The organism is Streptomyces sp. NPDC006309 (genome assembly GCF_040613095.1).
GTDB lineage: Bacteria > Actinomycetota > Actinomycetes > Streptomycetales > Streptomycetaceae > Streptomyces.
In genome coordinates, this window is record NZ_JBEXRO010000025.1 from 106,446 (window position 1) to 122,808 (window position 16,363).

11 protein-coding genes and 1 pseudogene are annotated in these 16,363 nt (G+C 71.2%); 5 read left to right on the forward strand and 7 right to left on the reverse strand.

Annotated elements, in window-relative coordinates; genetic code table 11:
- Nucleotides 1–497: 497 nt before the first annotated feature.
- Nucleotides 498–1,307, forward strand: a pseudogene (locus ABZ117_RS27595) (DUF1731 domain-containing protein); the annotation flags it as partial.
- A gap of 208 nt (nucleotides 1,308–1,515) precedes the next feature.
- Here ABZ117_RS27595 and ABZ117_RS27600 read toward each other — a convergent pair.
- Nucleotides 1,516–1,887, reverse strand: coding sequence for a nuclear transport factor 2 family protein (locus ABZ117_RS27600; protein WP_356824502.1), 372 nt, complete (start codon nucleotides 1,885–1,887; stop codon nucleotides 1,516–1,518).
- Between the two features lie 98 nt (nucleotides 1,888–1,985).
- On the opposite strand from ABZ117_RS27600, the gene ABZ117_RS27605 reads away from it, so the two are divergent.
- Entirely contained in the window at nucleotides 1,986–2,882 is an 897-nt protein-coding gene (locus tag ABZ117_RS27605) for a LysR substrate-binding domain-containing protein (protein WP_356824503.1), read from the forward strand.
- 599 nt (nucleotides 2,883–3,481) lie between these two features.
- Here the strand turns inward: ABZ117_RS27605 and ABZ117_RS27610 are convergent.
- The 3 genes from ABZ117_RS27610 to ABZ117_RS27620 are packed head-to-tail and all read right to left on the reverse strand — an operon-like array spanning nucleotide 3,482 to nucleotide 8,695.
- Nucleotides 3,482–6,232, reverse strand: a complete 2,751-nt coding sequence (locus tag ABZ117_RS27610) for an alkaline phosphatase family protein (protein ID WP_356824504.1) — start codon at nucleotides 6,230–6,232, stop codon at nucleotides 3,482–3,484.
- A 55-nt stretch (nucleotides 6,233–6,287) separates the two neighbouring features.
- Nucleotides 6,288–7,694, reverse strand: a complete 1,407-nt coding sequence (locus tag ABZ117_RS27615; protein WP_356824505.1) for an ABC transporter permease — start codon at nucleotides 7,692–7,694, stop codon at nucleotides 6,288–6,290.
- Nucleotides 7,691–8,695, reverse strand: a complete 1,005-nt coding sequence (locus ABZ117_RS27620) for an ABC transporter ATP-binding protein (protein ID WP_356824506.1) — start codon at nucleotides 8,693–8,695, stop codon at nucleotides 7,691–7,693. The genes ABZ117_RS27615 and ABZ117_RS27620 overlap by 4 nt, the downstream gene beginning before the upstream one ends.
- A gap of 638 nt (nucleotides 8,696–9,333) precedes the next feature.
- On the opposite strand from ABZ117_RS27620, the gene ABZ117_RS27625 reads away from it, so the two are divergent.
- Nucleotides 9,334–9,756 (forward strand): Clp protease N-terminal domain-containing protein, encoded by a 423-nt coding sequence (locus ABZ117_RS27625; RefSeq protein WP_356824507.1) that lies wholly within the window; start codon nucleotides 9,334–9,336, stop codon nucleotides 9,754–9,756.
- A gap of 221 nt (nucleotides 9,757–9,977) precedes the next feature.
- On the opposite strand, the gene ABZ117_RS27630 is transcribed toward ABZ117_RS27625, so the two are convergent.
- From ABZ117_RS27630 to ABZ117_RS27640, 3 genes are all read right to left on the reverse strand, one after another.
- Nucleotides 9,978–11,903 (reverse strand): VCBS repeat-containing protein, encoded by a 1,926-nt coding sequence (locus tag ABZ117_RS27630; RefSeq protein WP_356824508.1) that lies wholly within the window; start codon nucleotides 11,901–11,903, stop codon nucleotides 9,978–9,980.
- 284 nt (nucleotides 11,904–12,187) lie between these two features.
- Nucleotides 12,188–12,715 (reverse strand): DUF4232 domain-containing protein, encoded by a 528-nt coding sequence (locus tag ABZ117_RS27635; RefSeq protein ID WP_356824509.1) that lies wholly within the window; start codon nucleotides 12,713–12,715, stop codon nucleotides 12,188–12,190.
- Between the two features lie 322 nt (nucleotides 12,716–13,037).
- Entirely contained in the window at nucleotides 13,038–13,817 is a 780-nt protein-coding gene (locus ABZ117_RS27640; protein WP_356824510.1) for an NAD(P)H-dependent oxidoreductase, read from the reverse strand.
- A 138-nt stretch (nucleotides 13,818–13,955) separates the two neighbouring features.
- Between ABZ117_RS27640 and ABZ117_RS27645 the strand changes: the two genes are divergently transcribed.
- Complete coding sequence (locus ABZ117_RS27645; protein ID WP_356824511.1) at nucleotides 13,956–14,804, forward strand: helix-turn-helix transcriptional regulator; 849 nt, start codon at nucleotides 13,956–13,958, stop codon at nucleotides 14,802–14,804.
- 265 nt (nucleotides 14,805–15,069) lie between these two features.
- The gene (locus ABZ117_RS27650; RefSeq protein WP_356824512.1) at nucleotides 15,070–15,924 is read left to right on the forward strand and encodes a restriction endonuclease; all 855 of its coding nucleotides are present in this window, start codon (nucleotides 15,070–15,072) and stop codon (nucleotides 15,922–15,924) included.
- Nucleotides 15,925–16,363: the final 439 nt, after the last annotated feature.

Below are 16,363 nucleotides of genomic sequence, written 5' to 3' on the forward strand. Positions count from 1 at the left end.
CGGGGCCCGGGCCACGCCGCCCACCGAGGGGAGTGCGCGGCGGGCGTCAGGCCCACCCGTTGGGGCATCGGACCGCCCGCCCCGGGTACGCGACTGCCGCACTGCTCACCACTTGGGAGGCGACATGGAACACCAGGATTCGGATCAGCCGGTCAACCGGTACTGCAAGGCCTGCGGAACACCGGCCGGAGAAGCCGACATATGCCAGCGTTGCGGGACCGTCCTGACGCTGCCCGACGGCGCGGGGCTGACGGAGGACGATGGTGCCGTCGTACGACGGGACTTCGAAGGGCGCGGCCAGTAGCGGACGCGCTGCCGCCCCGCCCCTGGCCGCGGGGCGAGCTGAGCCATTTTGGGCGTACGCCGGGGCACAAGCGCCGAATGGTCCCCGAGGCCGGTGACTCCCTGGCAGCGTGGGCCGTACGGCGGATACGACCGGTCCGCGCCTTCTGCCCGGCCGCCGTACACCTGTTGGTCGCGTCGGCCGTCGGGCCGCGGCGATCGACGGCTGCGATGCCGTTGTCAACCTGGCCGGACGCAGCGTCTCCTGCCGATACACCGCCGAGAACCTGCGGGCCATGATGAACTCCCGGGTGGATTCGGCGCGGGTGGTCGGCAAGGCGATCGCCGCCGCCGAGCGGCCACCGCGCGTCTGGCTCCAGATGAGCACGGCGACGGTCTACGCCCACCGCTTCGACGCGGCACACGACGAGGCGACCGGCGTGATCGGCGGCTCGGAGGCCGGGGTGCCCGACTACTGGGCGTACAGCGTCGAGATCGCGGAGAGCTGGGAGCGGGCGCAGGCCGAGGCGCCGACTCCCGCGACCCGCAAGGTGGCGCTGCGCTCGGCGATGGTCATGAGCCCGGATCGGGGCGGTGTGTTCGACGTACTGTCACGGCTGGCGAGACTCGGGCTGGGCGGTCCGGTGGCCGGCGGCGCGCAGTACGTCTCCTGGATCCATGACGAGGACTTCGTACGAGCGGTGGAGTTCCTGATCACCCGGGACGACCTCGAGGGACCGGTGAACCTCGCCTCTCCCGGCCCCCTTCCGCACCGCGCATTCATGCGGGCGCTGCGCACTGCATGGGGCGTCCCGGTGGGGCTGCCGGCGACGCGCTGGATGGCCGAGCTGGGGGCGTTCGCGTTGCGCTCCGACACGGAGCTGCTGCTCAAGAGCCGTCGTGTGGTGCCGGGCCGACTGCGCGCGGCCGGGTTCGGCTTCACGTATCCCGAGTGGGAGGAGGCCGCTACGTCCCTCGTACGGCGGGCCAGGCCGGGGCGTGCGGCATCGGGCCGACCCCGTTGATCGAGCAGCCACGGTGTGCGGGCGACCACAGATGAAAGGGGCCGGAGCATTCTCCGCGGGACGGGCGGGGGAGCGGTGGCACCGAAACCGTCATCGCGCTTCTGGTCACTGCCCGCTCGTGGCTGCCGCGCGGACCGGTCTCTGGTCTCCGGTCTCCAAGGCCCCACTCCACAACCCCCGTCCTCGCGGAGCCTCGGAGGCGAAGGGGTCAGCGGGTGGGTGGGACGAACTCCGGCTGGTCGAGCAGGCGCAGCCAACTTCCGTCGGGCTGGCGCCTGACGACCTGTGCCCGCGCGCCGGCCCCGTCCTTCGGCGGGGTCGAGGTGAGGGCGATGTCGCCGCTGATCAGTGTGGGCAGCGGTTGTTCGAGCGCGAAGCGGGGACCGTTGGCCAGCACCTTCTCCCACAGCACGCGGATCGCCTCCCGCCCCACCGTCAGCTCGCCGGGCGGGTAGGCCATCACGGCAGCCTCTTCGTAGAGCGCGGCGACCCCGGCCGCGTCACCGGCGTTGGAGCGCTCGACGAACAAGCGGGTGATGTCCTCGGGCCGCATGGGCTTCTCGTACTCCGCCTCCGGCATGGGTTCCTCCTGACGTCGGGTTCCGGCGCTTCTCAGCGTGGTCGCCCGCCGCCCAGAAGTCCAACAGATGGATCTTCTGCGAACTAGAATTCGCAGTCATGGAGCTTAGGCAGCTGGAATACTTCGTCGCAGTCGCCGAGGAGCAGAACTTCACCCGCGCGGCTGAGCGGGTGCACATCAGCCAGTCCGGCGTCAGCGCCCAGATCCGCCGGCTCGAACGGGAACTCGGTGCCGAGCTGTTCGACCGGTCGGCGCGCAGCGTCACCCTCACCGTCGCGGGGAAGGCCGCACTCGAACACGCCCGCGCCGCACTCGCCGCCGCTGAGGCGGTCGGCCAGGCGGTGGGCGAGGTGACCCACCTGATCCGGGGCCGGCTCACCGTCGGGATGGTCATCGGCTGCACCCTCACCCCGCTGTTCGACGCGCTCGCCGCGTTCCACGAGGCGCATCCCGGTGTGGAGATCACGTTGCTGGAGGACAGCTCCGACCGGCTCGTCGAAGGGGTGCGTAGCGGCGCCGTCGACCTGGCACTCATCGGGGCCGCGACCGCCACCCCCGACGGGCTGGAAGCGCTGACGATCATCAGTGAACGACTGGTCGCGGCAGTCCCGGCCGGGCACCCCTTGGCGAAGCGGCGGCGGGTCAGCCTGCGCGACGTGATCGCCTACCCGATCGTGTGCATGCCACGCGGCACCGGCCTACGCGCGGTGTTCGACCGGGCTTGCGCCGCGCAGGGCCTTCAACCCGCCATCGCGCTGCAAGCCAGCGCCGCGGATGCCATCGCCGATCTCGCCGCCCGCGGGCTCGGCGTCGCCGTCCTCAGCAACTCGATGGCCGGGAGCTACCGCGACCGGCTCGCCGTCCGCACCGTCGATGATGTCGAAACACCGGCATTGCTCGCCCTGATCTGGAAGAGCGCGCACCATCCCTCAGTGCGCGAGTTGCTCGTGCACAGCCGACGGGCATTCACCGAGTCCGACCCCAACCAGCCGTAGCACCTCGGACTCGCCGCCGCCGTCGACGCGATCGTGTGCGCCGCCCGCGGTACGTTCGCCCGCCGCCGCGTCCTGGCCGGAAGCCCGCCGGCACCGTCCGGGCGCCCTGCGCGGCCGCGCATTCGTACCCAGCCTGGACGATCACATCGCCGATGGGGTCCCCGTGCGCACCGACGATGCAGTTGCTTCCCTTGGACACCGATCGCAGCAGCCACCGTCCGTCGCCGCCGCGCACGGCGACACCCGCGTGTCCCGCGGAGTGACCGGGCAGCGGCACCGAGAGCAACTCGCAGGCCAGCCCCTGCGGCCGGGCCACGCCGAGGAAGCCGAACCACTCCGTGCGCTCGCCGCCGAGTGCTCGGCCTGGCCGGCGTCGGTGGTTGCCGCGACCGGCGAGGTGCCGGCCGCCTGGCCCGACCGGTGGACCCCGAGTCCGGCGTGAGCGGTCTCGCTGACGAGGAGTCCCCGCAGCTGATCGCACCGAGCGCGGGTTCCCGCTGCTCACCGAGGGCCGGGGACGCACAGGAGCCGGGACCCGTAGGGGGAGAACCCCTGGCAGGCGGTCGGCCCGGCAGGGGTCCTCGCGGGTGCGGCGTGCGTCAGCCGTCCGACTCCGGCGACGGGATGTAGGCGCCGGGTACGTCGTTCGGGGCGTGGATCTTCTTCTCGCCGGGGTACGGGCGCGTCCAGTTGTGGGTCTGGTACCAGGTGAGGTGGTTCATCTGGGCCGGGTTGGCGTAGTCGGGGATGGCGTGGGGGCCGGTCAGGTGCTGCTTGGACTTCCAGGCGTCCCACGCGGCGGCGAGGGACTTCTTGTCCGCCGGTACCTTCGCCGACGGTACGGCCGCCGCCTTGGGGTCCGGTGCGGCGGGGGTGTCCACGCCGCAGGCCGGCGGGGTCTTCAGACCGTCGGTCAGTGGGGTGCGGTTGGGCAGGGCGGTGAACGGGGTGTAGTCGGGGTGCCGGGTGAACGCGCCCCGCATGGGGGTGGCCGCGCTGTCCTTCTGGTTCATCGGGTGGATGCCGAGGATCTGCTCGATGGTGCGGATCATCGTGATCTGCGAGTAGTAGTGGCTGTCGACGGTGCTGTGCCGGGCCCAGGGGCTGATGATCTGGACCGGGGCGCGGTGGCCGTCGACGTGGTCCAGGCCGGCCTGGGAGTCGTCCTCGACGACGAAGATCGCCGAGTCCTTCCAGTACTTGCTGTGGGAGATCTTGTCGACGATCCTGCCGGTGGCGAGGTCGTTGTCGGCGACCTGGGCCGCCGGGCTCGCCGGGCCGCCGGTGTGGTCGCTGGAGAGCCAGAACATGTTCAGGTTCGCCGGGCCGTTCTTCTCGAAGTCCTGCTTCCAGATCTGGTACCGGTACAGGTCCGGGACGCTGGTGTCGAACTTGGGGAAGCCGGGCACCGAGACGCTGTTGAGCGACGGGATCGGTGAGGAGGAGTTCAGGGGGTAGGCGGTGGCCTGGCCGGTCGCGTCCATGTTCTTGGCGTCGCAGTACAGGTTCTGCCAGCTGGCGCCGGACGGCTTGGTCAGGAACTGCTGGAACTCGCCGAAGTCCCGCACGCTTCTGCCGGCCGCCTGCGCGCCGGTCCATAGGAAGCCGGTCTTCTGGTGGCCGAGGGCGTCGTCCTCGGTGTCGTAACTGCGCTTGTACTCACCGGCCGAGGATTCGGTGTACTCGGGATTGTCGGCCTGCATGAGCCAGTTGTGGCCCTCGGCGGAGTTGGTGCCGATGTCGTAGGTGTTGTCGTACAGCCCGAACTGCTCGGCCAGGGCGTGCTGGTTCGGCGTCACGTTCTCGCCGAACTGCGTCAGCGACGGGTCGCCGTTGCCCTGGGGGAGGTCGCCGAAGACCTGGTCGTAGGTGCGGTTCTCCTTGACGATCAGGAAGACGTGCTTGATCGTGGACAGGTCGCCGATCCGAGCCGGGACCGGCTGCGGCTCGGCGTGGCCGTGGCCCTTGGCCACCGGGACGGAGCCGGCGCTCCAGCCGTTCTGCTGGAAGACCTCGGCGGTCCGGGAGCGGATGACACGGTCACTGGGCAGGGTGAACTGCGTCAGGCTGGAGGTCGTGTCGTGGGTGCCGCGGCCGGCGCTGTCGGGGCGGCGGGCGTCGACGCCGCGGGTGTTGGAGACGACGACCTTCTTGCCCACGGTGGTGATCTCGGCGGGGAAGTAGTCCGTCGGCAGGAGGCCGATGTAGCTGACCGGCTCCTGCGGGGAGGTGTACCGGTACACGGCGACGGCGTTGGCGCGGCCGAGCGTCACCAGCAGGTGGCCGTCGTCGGTGAGGGTCACGGCGTCGGGCTCGTAGCCGACCGAGGCCTCCGGCCACGGCTGGGTGGAGATGGTCTGTACGACCTTGTCGTCGGCGGTGTTGATGACCGACGCGTTGTTGTCGGCGGTGTTGGTGACGAACACCGCGCCGCGCCGGGCGTACACGGCGGTCGGGTGCAGGCCGACGTCGATGGTGCCGACGGCGGCGGACGGGTCGGCCAGGTCGATGACGCTGACCGTGCCGGTGGTGGTGGCGCCGGTCGTCGGGTCGGCCGGCACCTGGGTGCCGTAGGAGTTGAGCGTGGAGTCACCGGCCTTCGCGGGCCGTCCGCCCTCGTTGCCGACGTAGAGCTTGTCGCCGGCCCGGGCCATGCCGCGCGGGGCGTTGCCCACCGCCCAGCTCCGCTTGACGGCCCCGGTCGCCGCGTCGATCGCCACCACCCGGTTCTGGCCGTTGACCGCGGCGTACACGGTGGAGCCGTCGGCGGAGAACACCGCCGCGGCGACCAGGGCCTGCTTGCTGCCGTCGGCCGGGATCCTGACGGTCACCGGGTCGGCGAGGGTGCCGTCCGCGGTCACGGTGAATCTGGTGTATCCGTCGGCCTGGCCCAGCCACAGCTGCTTGCCGTCGGGTGAGTACGTCGGGCCTTCCTGGCCGACGGAGCCGCTGCTGATGCGCAGGTCGTCAGCGGCGTTCGCGCCGACACGCTGCTTGATCCGCCCGGTCGCGAGGTCCACGACGACCAGCGCGGCGTCGCCGTCGGTGAGCGCGGCGGCGAGGTGACTGCCGTCCGGGCTGACCGTCGACGACATGATCTTGCCGTCGTCGATAACGAGGCGGTCGCCGTACGGGGCGATGTACTGGTCGGCGGAGACGACCTGACCCCTGTCGGTGACCTGGCCGACCTGGTCGGTGCCGAACTGACGGGTCTCGGCGACGGCGGTGCCGGTGGCCAGGGCGGCCGTGGTGATGCATGCCGTGACCAGCGCGGCCCGGCGGCTGACACGTCTGCCCAGCAGGTCGTAGTACTTCTTCTCGGCCTGCCGGCGGCGGCGTGCTATCTGCATGACGTCATTCCTTCGCGAATTCGGAGAGTTCGGGGGGTGGCCGGAGAGGAAGGGTTCAGGGAGCCGGGGAGTCCGTGGAGGCGGAGAGCAGGTCGACGCTGCCGTCGAACTGCCACAGCGGGTTCGGTGCGTCCCCGGTCGAAGTCCGCACCAGGAAGTAGCCGTTCACTTCCTTCGGTCCGTCGCCGTCGGCGACGAACCGCCCGTCCGCCGTGATGTCGAGCTGGTAGACGGCCGACCCGGTGGCCGCGACACCCGGCAGGTGCCAGGAGACGACGCACCGCCAGTCGTTGCCCGGGCCCCGGGCGCCGTCCTGGACACCGGCCTTGGTGCACGCCGCCGCGGTCCTCAACTGCGCCTCGGTGACAGCGGGCCGGTGGAGCTGGTCGGTCTGCATGCGGTACAGGTGGGCGAACTCGATGGCGAGCGAGTGCTGCACCTCTGCCCGCTCGATCCCGGAGCCGGAGGCCGTGGTCGTGGCCGCCACGACCGCGACGGTCACGCCGAGCAGCCCCGCGAGCGGCAGGGCGGCCGTGGTGACCGCGCGGCGCGCCGAGCCGTCGTCGGTGGGGTTGGTGAAGTCGCGCCGCAGGAAGAGGACATAGGCCAGTGCCGTCGCCGCCGCGGCCCACAGGAGACTGACAACGACACTGATGAGCAGCGGAGTGAACTGCGCCGGGCTGGTGAACAGGCCGTTCCAGGTGAGGAACGCGTCGCCGGGCAGGGCGAGGCGTACGGCGACGGGGAGCGGCAGCATCTGGGCGAACTGCATCGCCGGCGCGACGACCGCGGGCAGCAGCAGGCCCATGGGGGAGCGCCCGAGTGCGACCGACCCGAGGAGCCCGATTCCGGCGAGCGCCAGGGTCGGGGCGAGCACACAGGCCCAGGCGAGCAGGACCGTGCCGGCGGCGTCTCCCGGCGCGAGCAGATGGCCGTCGAGGCCGACCAGTGGCTGGTCGCCGACTGCCACCAGCCCGCCGGCCGTGCTGGAGACGGCCGGCCCGGCCACGAGCAGCAGGACGACGGTGAGCCCGGCCAGTGCCTTCGCCGCGAAGATCCGCCGGGGCGAGCGGACGGCGACGAGAAGGTGGCGCCAGGTGCCGAGCCGGTCCTCGGCGGCGAACACGTCACCGGCGACGACGCAGGTGAGCAGCGGAAGCGCCCAGGTACCGGCGAAACCGAGAGTGACCAGCGGACCGGCCCACCCGGTGGCGTGCATCCAGCGGCCGAAGAGGGTGTCCGTGGGCAGCGTGCTCTGCGCGCTCACCCCGGCCACGAAGAGCGCCGGCGCGATCCAGCAGGCCAGGAGCAGGAGGCGGATCCGCCACTGGGAGAGGAGTTTGACGACTTCGAAGCGGTAACTCCTGGCGACTGTGACGCGGTCTGACGCGGTGGTGTGCGCTTGCGCGGGGGGTACGGCGGTGGGGGCGGAGCTCGCGGTGGGGGTCGTGGTTGCGGTCATCGGCCGTTCTCCTGCCGCCGGGAGTCCGTCTTCTGCTGCTCGGATTCCGTCTTCTGCTCCTGGGCCCCGGTCTTCCGCTGCTCGGTCAGGGCCAGGAACGCCGCCTCCAACGGGGAGACGACCGGCGCGAGTTCGCGCAGCGCGACGCCCTCGTGGACGAGCCGCGCCACCAGGTCGTCGAGGGCGGGCACCAGCGCGCGCACCACGAGCACCTCCCCGCCCCGGCCCGCCGTGGTGTCGTCGGACAGGCGGACTCCCGGCGTGTGGGCGGCCAGCCGGCGTGCGCGCTCCGGGTCGGACGTCAACAGCCGGTAGTCGAGTTCGCGGTTCTCGGCGGCCAGCTTGCCCAGCGGCCCGGAGAAGACGATCCGCCCGGTCGCGAGGATGGTGACCTCGCAGCACAGGGCCTCCAGGTCGTCCATGCGGTGGCTGGAGAGCACGACGCTCGTTCCCTCCCTCGCGAGCCGGGTGAGAACACCGTGGACGTGCTTCTTCCCGGCCGGGTCCAGGCCGTTGGAGGGCTCGTCCAGGACGAGCAGCCGCGGCTTGGTGAGCAGGGCCGCGGCGAGGCCGAGCCGTTGGCGCATGCCCAGGGAGAAGCCGCGGGTGCGGTCGTCGGCGACGTCCGTGAGCCCCACCTGTTCCAGTGCGTCGTCGATCCCGGCCGACCGCCTGCCGTCGCCGCGCAGAGCGGTGAGTGCGGCGAGGTTCTGCCGGGCGGTGAGCGAGGGGTACAGTCCCGGCCCGTCCACGAACCCGGCGACACCGCCGGGCGCTTCGAACGCCCGGCCCACCGGAGTGCCGAGGACTTCCAGACGTCCGCTGTCGGCCACGGCCAGGCCGAGAAGGAGGCCGAGCAACGTCGTCTTGCCGGCGCCGTTCGGACCGACCAGGCCGTGGATCTGTCCTTGCGCCACATCGAGGTCTACGCCGTCGAGCGCGACGACATCGCCGTAGTACTTGGTGATGCCGCGAGCCCGGATGGCGAGCTGTGAGTCCATGAGCCCCTTCTTTCGGGAAGCCTCATGGACCCTAGGAAGCGCACACGACGCTGACAGGGAGCACCGGTTGAACGCTCAGGGAACGGAAGCCCAAACGGGAGTCAATGGATGCCCGCCGCGCCGGTGGTCGTGGTCGTCGCGCTCCGGCAGGCTGATGTGACGTCAGCGCCGAGGACGATTCTGGTCCGCCCTGCGCGGCTTCCTGCACCGACTCCGACCAAGCCGACGGGCTTGGTCCCGCCCGCACCCGGCCGGTCCCGCCTGCGCCCGGCCGGTCCCGCCTGAACTCGGCCGGTCTCGCCCCGTACCCGCCCGGTCCCGCCCGCACTCGGCCGGTCCCGCCGGGACCCGGACGCCGTCTGCGCGCCGGTCCGGGCGCGGTTGGCCTGGGCCTTCGAACCTGCTGATGCGACCACAGGGGCTTTTGGGGTAGACGGGGACCATGTTCTTCTTCAGTAACCGGATCGGCTGTCTAGGTTCCCTGCTGATCAGCGCGATCGCGACCGCCATTCTCTACATGATCTTCGCGCGCTGACCCGGCCGCTCAGCCGCCGGCTCCGTACACGCCAAGTACGGGAAGTGAGACGACAGTGTTCGAACACTTCGCAGCCGGTGCCCGTACAGCAGTCAGCTCAGCGGTGGAAGAAGCCAGGCTGCGCGGCGACCGCCGCATCGGCACCGAGCACCTCCTCCTCGGTGTGCTCCACGAGCCCGGCTCGGTCACCGTCCGGGCCTTCGGAACCGACGTGGAGACCGCGCGGACCGCTCTCGGCGCCCTCGACCGGTCCGCACTGGACGCGATCGGCATCGACGTCCAGGGAATCGAGCGCCCACCGATTCCCGCCTCGCGCAAACGCACACCCTTCACCTCCGGCGCCCGCTCGGTCCTCCCGCGCGCCCTCGCCGAGGTAAGGAAGAGCGGCAGCCGGCGCATCGCACCGGAGCACCTGCTGCTCGCCCTCCTCGACTGTGAGAAGCCGGATCCCGCGGCAGATCTCATGGCACAGCTCGGGATCGACCGCGCAGCCGTACGGGCCCGCATCCGGCAGACGGGCTCCTGAGACGTCAGTCGGCCGGCGGAACAGCCGACCCGGCGCGGCCACCGCCTCGCCCGCGCCCGGCGGTGCTGCTGGCCGGCGGCCGCTGGACGCACCGGAACGCCGAGCGGACGGTCGAGCAGGTGGGGACGTCAGAGAGGCGGCAGGCCGTCCGGGCCTCCTGACGTGCGGTACGCACGATGCCCTCCGCACAGGGTTCGTGCCGAGGGCATCGAGCGTCCGGCTCAGCAGCAGGCGGCGTGGACCAGGGTCGCCTCGCTGCCCAGGCGGGCGGCGCGGGTGTCCGTGTACATCGTGGTCTCGCCGTCTGCCCAGCGGATGACGAGGTCGTCGGTACGGCCGTTGCCGGTGAAGTCGCCGGTCGTCATGACCGTGTCGTGCTTCCAGAGGTCGTTCTTGGCCAGGACGCGCTGTTCCTTGCCGAGGCCCGATGTGCCGGTGCCGGCGTAGGTGTCGAGCTCGCCGTCGGTCCAGCGCACCATGAGGTCCCACTTGGCGCTGCCGGAGTACTCGCCGGCGGTGAGCAGGGTGGCGCCCCGCCAGGTGTCGTTCTTGCCCTTGAGCTCGTGCTCCTGGCCGAAGGTGCCGGCGCTGACGTTCGTGTAGAGGGTGACCTCGCCGTCGGTCCAGCGCACGATCAGGTCGGTGACGTACCGGGAGGAGCCGAAGCGGCCCGCCGCGATCCCGGTCGCGTCCTTCCAGAGGTCATTGGGCTTGATCATCTGGGTGCCGGCCCAGTTCAGGCCCTTGGTGCCGACATCGCCGTACAGCGTCACCTCGCCGTCGGTCCAGCGCACCAGCAGGTCGAACCGGTTGGAGCCGGTGAAGTCGCCCGCGGTGATGGTCACCGCGTGCCTCCAGGTGCCGTTCTTGCCCAGCAGCCGCTGCTCACCGGTGAACCGGCCCTTGCCGTCACTGTTGTACAGCGTGGTCTCACCGTCGTCCCACACCACGATCATGTCGCTGTGGCCGTTGCCGTTGAAGTCACCGGAAGCCATCAGCCTGGCGTGCTTCCAGGCCGAACCGGTTCCCATGGTGTACGGCAGGCGCGGCTGCTGGTAGGGGCCGTTGTCGGGGTTGCGCCCCTTCTGGGCGTCGGCGTAGAGCTTGAAGAAGCGGTCGCCGTACAGCGGGCTGTAGCTGATCTCGTTGTACCGGTGGTCGGTCTGCGGTACGTCCGGGCCGCCCTGCATGAAGCCGCCCACGTTGCCGATGATCGTGCCGGTACTGCCGGCGGCGTCGAGCTTGGAGAACCACGGCCCGCCGGACACCCCGCCCCACATGCCTCCGCAGTTGATCTGCATCTGGTAGTAGCCGGACAGCGCGGTCGTGGAGACGTCGGGGCAGCGGACCGCCTGGTCCTGCGGGTTGTGCGCGATCTTCGGGTAGCCGATGACGGTCGCCCGGTTGGCGTAACCGGGCGTACGGGCCAGTGTGTTGGCGCCCACGACGTCCTGGACGTTCTTGCGGCCGTTGGGCTTCAGGCTCGCGAAGGCGTAGTCCAGGTCGGAGTTCTTGCTCTTGTCCGAGGCGTACCGCTTGTCACGGAACCACTTGTCGACCGCCCAGACCCCGTTCGGCTGCTGGGCCGCGCTCTTGGTGTGGTCGTACATGGGCACGAACATGGACTGCGCGCCGACACAGTGCCCGGCGGTGAGGATCAGATTGTGCCCGTCGCTGCGCACGACACTGGCCGAACAGCGGTGGCCCTTCACGCCCGCGCCGGTGGTGAAGATCGTGCCGACGGACTTGATCCCCTTGAAGTGCTGGGCGGTGATGCCGGTGGCGGAACCCTGCTGCCGGGCCGCGGCCAAGTTCTTCGGCGGGGCGGTGCGGCCCGAGGGGTCGGTGGCCGCGGCCAGACGCTCGGGCGTCCAGAAGCGGATGGCGTCCCGGGCCGTCCAGTCGCCGTCGGCGGTCGGCACCGGCGTGACGGAGGCCGAGGACCCGGCCGCGGGACTGGCCGAGAGCGTCGGCGTGGGGGCGTCGCCGTGCGATGGCGCCGACGTGGTGGGCAGGGCCGGCGCGCTCGGCGCCGGTCCGTCCGGAACGGGGGCGGAGGTGCCGGCCCGGGCCGCCGCGGCGTTGCCCAGCAGCAGCGCGGCGCTCAGCGAGGCGACAGCCCCGAGACGTATTCGTGTATCGAGCACTTCTGGTTTCTCCTACTGAGGCGGGCCGGACGGCGGCACGAGGACTCGAAGGCAGGTCACTGCCGCGCGACAGACGGCAAGCCGCTGTCGCGGACTCCGACGCGTGATCCTCCGCCGACGGCCCTGCCCGCGCTCACGGCGCACCCCCCGGTGCATTCCCCCGTGCCGCCGTGCGGCGGCTGTCGGCCGACCGTGGTCAGCGGTCGCAGCGATCATGATCCCACAACCGCCGTACGCGTGAGGTACACGTCGGTCCACGTGCTGCTCATCAATGCGCATGCTCGTCATCGCAGTTGGGGCGAGCCCAGCTCGATGCCGACGCCGCACACCTGCGCCCGCACATGACGCCCCTTCGCATCCGTCATCTTGACGATGGAGCCGTCCTCGGTGTGCGGGGGCACCACGGTGATGCTGGGGTCGTACTCGGCCGAAACCTCGCAAGCGCAGCCCGGAGCGGCCGTCGCCTCGTAGAAGAGCGGGAACTCGACGGTATGGCCCGGGTTCAGCTCCAGGTGGACCGGCGTGGCGCCCTTCTTCGGCTTCCCGCCGGCCGACGGCCCCTTGCCGATGTACACGTCGATGCCCGGGTAGCCGTCGAAGGCGCAGGACTCGGACCCCTTGTTCTCGGCGCTCAGCGTGGCCGACGGTGTGGTCTGCTGCGTGCCGGGCAGACGGGTCATCTTCCAGCCCAGCTGGGACGTCCGGCACACGGCGGGACGAGCGCCGGACGAGCCGTGACCGTTGCCGCAGGCCGCAGTCCCCAGCAGTACCAGCAGGCCGAGAGCGGGGACTGCCAGTGTCCGCCGTACCATGAGAATTCCCCTGGTGAAGGCACCCCTGCGGGACCCAGCGCCACCGCTCCTGCCTCACCGCACAACTAGATGCGGGCAATGCGGGGCAGGTTCCAGAAGCCGCCGGTCAGCGCGCCGCGCGAGCTTGCACAGCAGCCACTACAGCCACTACAGCCGCTGTAGCCTTTCAGCCGCCACTGCCGGTCGCGGGTTTCCTCATGGGCCGGGGTGCGCGTCACCCTCCGGGTGCCCGTCTCCGTGCGCCCGCCCCCCGGTCCGGGTGATCCACCGTCAGGTGACCCGCTCACGGGATGCGGAACACGGCCCCGTCCATCGCCAGCGGTCAGCCGCGCACGTGCAGCCCGAAACCCGAGCGGCCGGCCGGTTCCAGACCCTCCTTCAGGTGCAGGGAGGGGATCTCGTAGTCACCGGAGTTCTGCCGCCGGAAAGCGATCGGCTCGGTCGACTCCAGGGTGAGCAGGCGCTGTTCCCAGGCCTTGGCGACGTCCGGGTAGTCCTCGTCGGTCAACCGGTCGGTGCCGTACAGCACGAACGGCGGCAGGACCTCGATGCCCGGGTAGTAGAGGATGCCGTGGTGGATCGGGAACAGCAGGTCGTCGATGGGGCCGTTGATCCCGCGAGCGGCGTAGTGCGATTCCGGGCCGCCGGCGGTCACCGACAGCAGAGCCTTCCTGCCCGCGAGGGTGCCTTCGCCGAAGCGCTCGCCGTACCTCGTGTCACTGTGCTCGCCGACGCCGTACGCGAAGTGGTAGGTGAACACCCGGTCCACCCAGCCTTTGAGGATGGCGGGCATCGTGTACCACCACAGCGGGAACTGGAAGATGATCATGTCCGCCCACAGCAGCTTCTCCTGCTCGGCGAGGACGTCCGGGGTGAGCGTCCCGGCGTCGAAGGCCCGCCCCGAGTCCAGGGCGACCTTCAGCGGACTCGAGGCGTGGGGGCCGTAGTCCGCGGCGTCCACGACCGCCTTCCAGTTCATCGCGTACAGATCGCTCACCCGTACCTCGTGCCCGGCGTTCTCCAGAGTGGACACCGCGAGGTCCTTCAGCGAGCTGTTGAGCGACTTCGGCTCCGGGTGGGCGTAGACGATCAGCGTTTTCATGGGAACTCCTCCAGATCGGATGCCTTCGATGGTGGGCGCCGCGGCGCCCGGCGTTCAGGGACGCCTCTTCCGTCGGACGGGAGTTCCTGGTATCGGCAGGGCCACCCTCACGGGCAGCACCGAGGCCATACTGGACGCATGGACGATCTTGCGGGCTTCCTGCGGACCCGGCGTTCCCGGGTCGACCCGGCGGCCGTCGGCATCCCCAGCGGCAGCCGCCGCCGGGTCGAGGGGCTGCGCCGCGAAGAGGTCGCACACCTGTCCGGAGTCAGCGTCGACTACTACGTACGCCTGGAGCAGGGCCGCGCGACCCAGCCCTCCGAGCAGGTCCTCGACGCGCTCGCCCACGTCCTCGGCCTCGACGAGACCGAACGTGCGCACCTGCACCGGCTCGCCCGGCAGCGCCGCCGCCGCACGAAGACGCCGGGGGGCCGGGTGCGGCCGGAGCTGCTGCGCGTCCTCGACCTGGTCGCCGGCGCACCCGCGCTGATCATGAACCACCGCCTGGACGTGCTCGCCGGGAACCGCCTCGCGGGGCTCCTCTTCGGCCGGCCGATGCCGGGCCTGAACACCGCCCGGCACATCTTCCTCGAAGAGAGCGAACGCGGCCTCTACGCGGACTGGGAGCAATGCACCCTCGACGTGGTCGGGCACTTGCGCCTGGCCGCCGGCAAATATCCCGATGACCCTGGCCTGACCTCGCTCATCGGAGAGCTGGCGATGGGCAGCGACCGCTTCCGCCGTCTCTGGGCCCGCGCGGACGTACGTGCCCGCACCCATGGACGCAAGGCGTACCGGCACCCGCTGGTCGGACTGCTGGAACTGCACCAGGAGAACTTCGCACTGCCGGACGCGTCAGGCACGGAGCTGCTGGTGCTGTCCGCGGCTCCCGGCAGCCCCGCCGAGGACGGGCTGCGCCTTCTCGCGGGCCTGGACACGGCCGGCGGTGACGCGCGTCCCCCGGTAAAGGCGCGGGTCCGCGAGTGACTCTCGCCGTGCACGCCTCGGCGCACGCCCCCGTGCGCCGCGCCGTGCACGCCTGGGCGCACGCCCCCGTGCGCCGGTACGCCCGAGCCATGGCCGAACCGCGTACGTGCCCGATCGGCCGGCGATACAGGGGCTTCCGGGTGCCGGTACGGCCGCCGTAGCGTCCATGCCGCCCCGGGGCGCGGCTTACGATGAGCCGGCCGGGCGCGACGCAGGAGGGGACGATGTGAGCGGGGCGGGGTACGGGGCCGGGGAACCACGGCCGATGCAGATCACGTCGTGGCAGCAGGCCGAGCACAACGCGGCCCGCTGGATGCGGCACTGGGGGTACACCGATGCCACCGCGCGTCCCGGCGGGCCCGACGCGGGCATCGACGTCCGGGCACGGGGCGCGCTGGGGCAGGTGAAGTACCAGGCCGCCCAGGTCGGACGGCCGGAACTCCAGCGTTTCGTCGGCGCGCGGCCCAAGGGGTCGACGGCCCAGTTGGTCTTCTTCACCGGCAGCGACTACACGCCGACCGCCGTCGCCTACGCGCAGGAGTGGGACATCGCCCTGTTCCGGTACAGCCTCGACGGCGCGATGACCCCGGTCAACGACACTGCCCGCCGGATCCACCGCCGGCCCGCCTCCGGCCTTACCGGCCCGGCGGCCCGATCCGTCCCCGGGCGGGCGTCCGCCGCCGGCCAGGGCTTCTGGCACCGCCACTGGCGCGTGGTCGTCGGCGTCCTGTTGCTGATGGCCCCACTGGGCTCGATCGGCGACGAGAAGACCTACACCGGCCCGCCGGCCGTGGACGTGCTGAAGTTCATCGGCATCCTGGCCGCCTGCTGGCTCCTCGGCGCGTATCTGCTGGCCACCCGGGGTGGTCGGCGCGTGCAGGTGTGGACCCGCCCGTTGCGGGTGCGGGTCTCCCGGGGCAGTGCGCCGTCGGACCGTACCGGTGACTTGTCCGCGCTGACCGCACCCGTGCCGCAAGCACTGGTGACCGAGGCGGCCCGGCTCCTCTTCGCCGGCCGCGGGCAGCACCAGGTCGACCGGATGCTCCGGGAGCGCGGGATGGGCTTCCTGGAGCGCGGCCGGATCCTCACCGAGGCCAAGAAGCTGGCCGGACGCCGCTGAGACGGGCCCGTACCGCGGCTGCGCCGGCGCCCCCGACCACCCCGGCCGGCCGAGCGGCCCGCGTGCAGGATGCCGGCACTCCTCCCTGAGGTCACTCGGCATCCTCCGAAACGATCAGTGTCCGGCACGCACCTGACGGAGGACGGTGACGAGCTGCTCGGCACGCTGACCACTCAGACGCGCGAGCGTGCGGAGCTGTGACGCTCGAGACCGCACTGTGGCTGCCACTCATGAGCCAGCGCGACCCTTCTCATTTCGCCAACAAATCCTGGTGTTATCGAACGAGGTCGCCGAGACGTGCAGTCCGCAGGGTCGGGAGACCTCTTGTGCGTACGCCCATGGGGGTTACCGTGGTGCTGTGGCTTCTGAACCGACAGCACCGGCCGATGCGGCCCCCGGCGCGATCGAGTCCGTCAGCGTTCTGAGCGAGGGGTCGCGG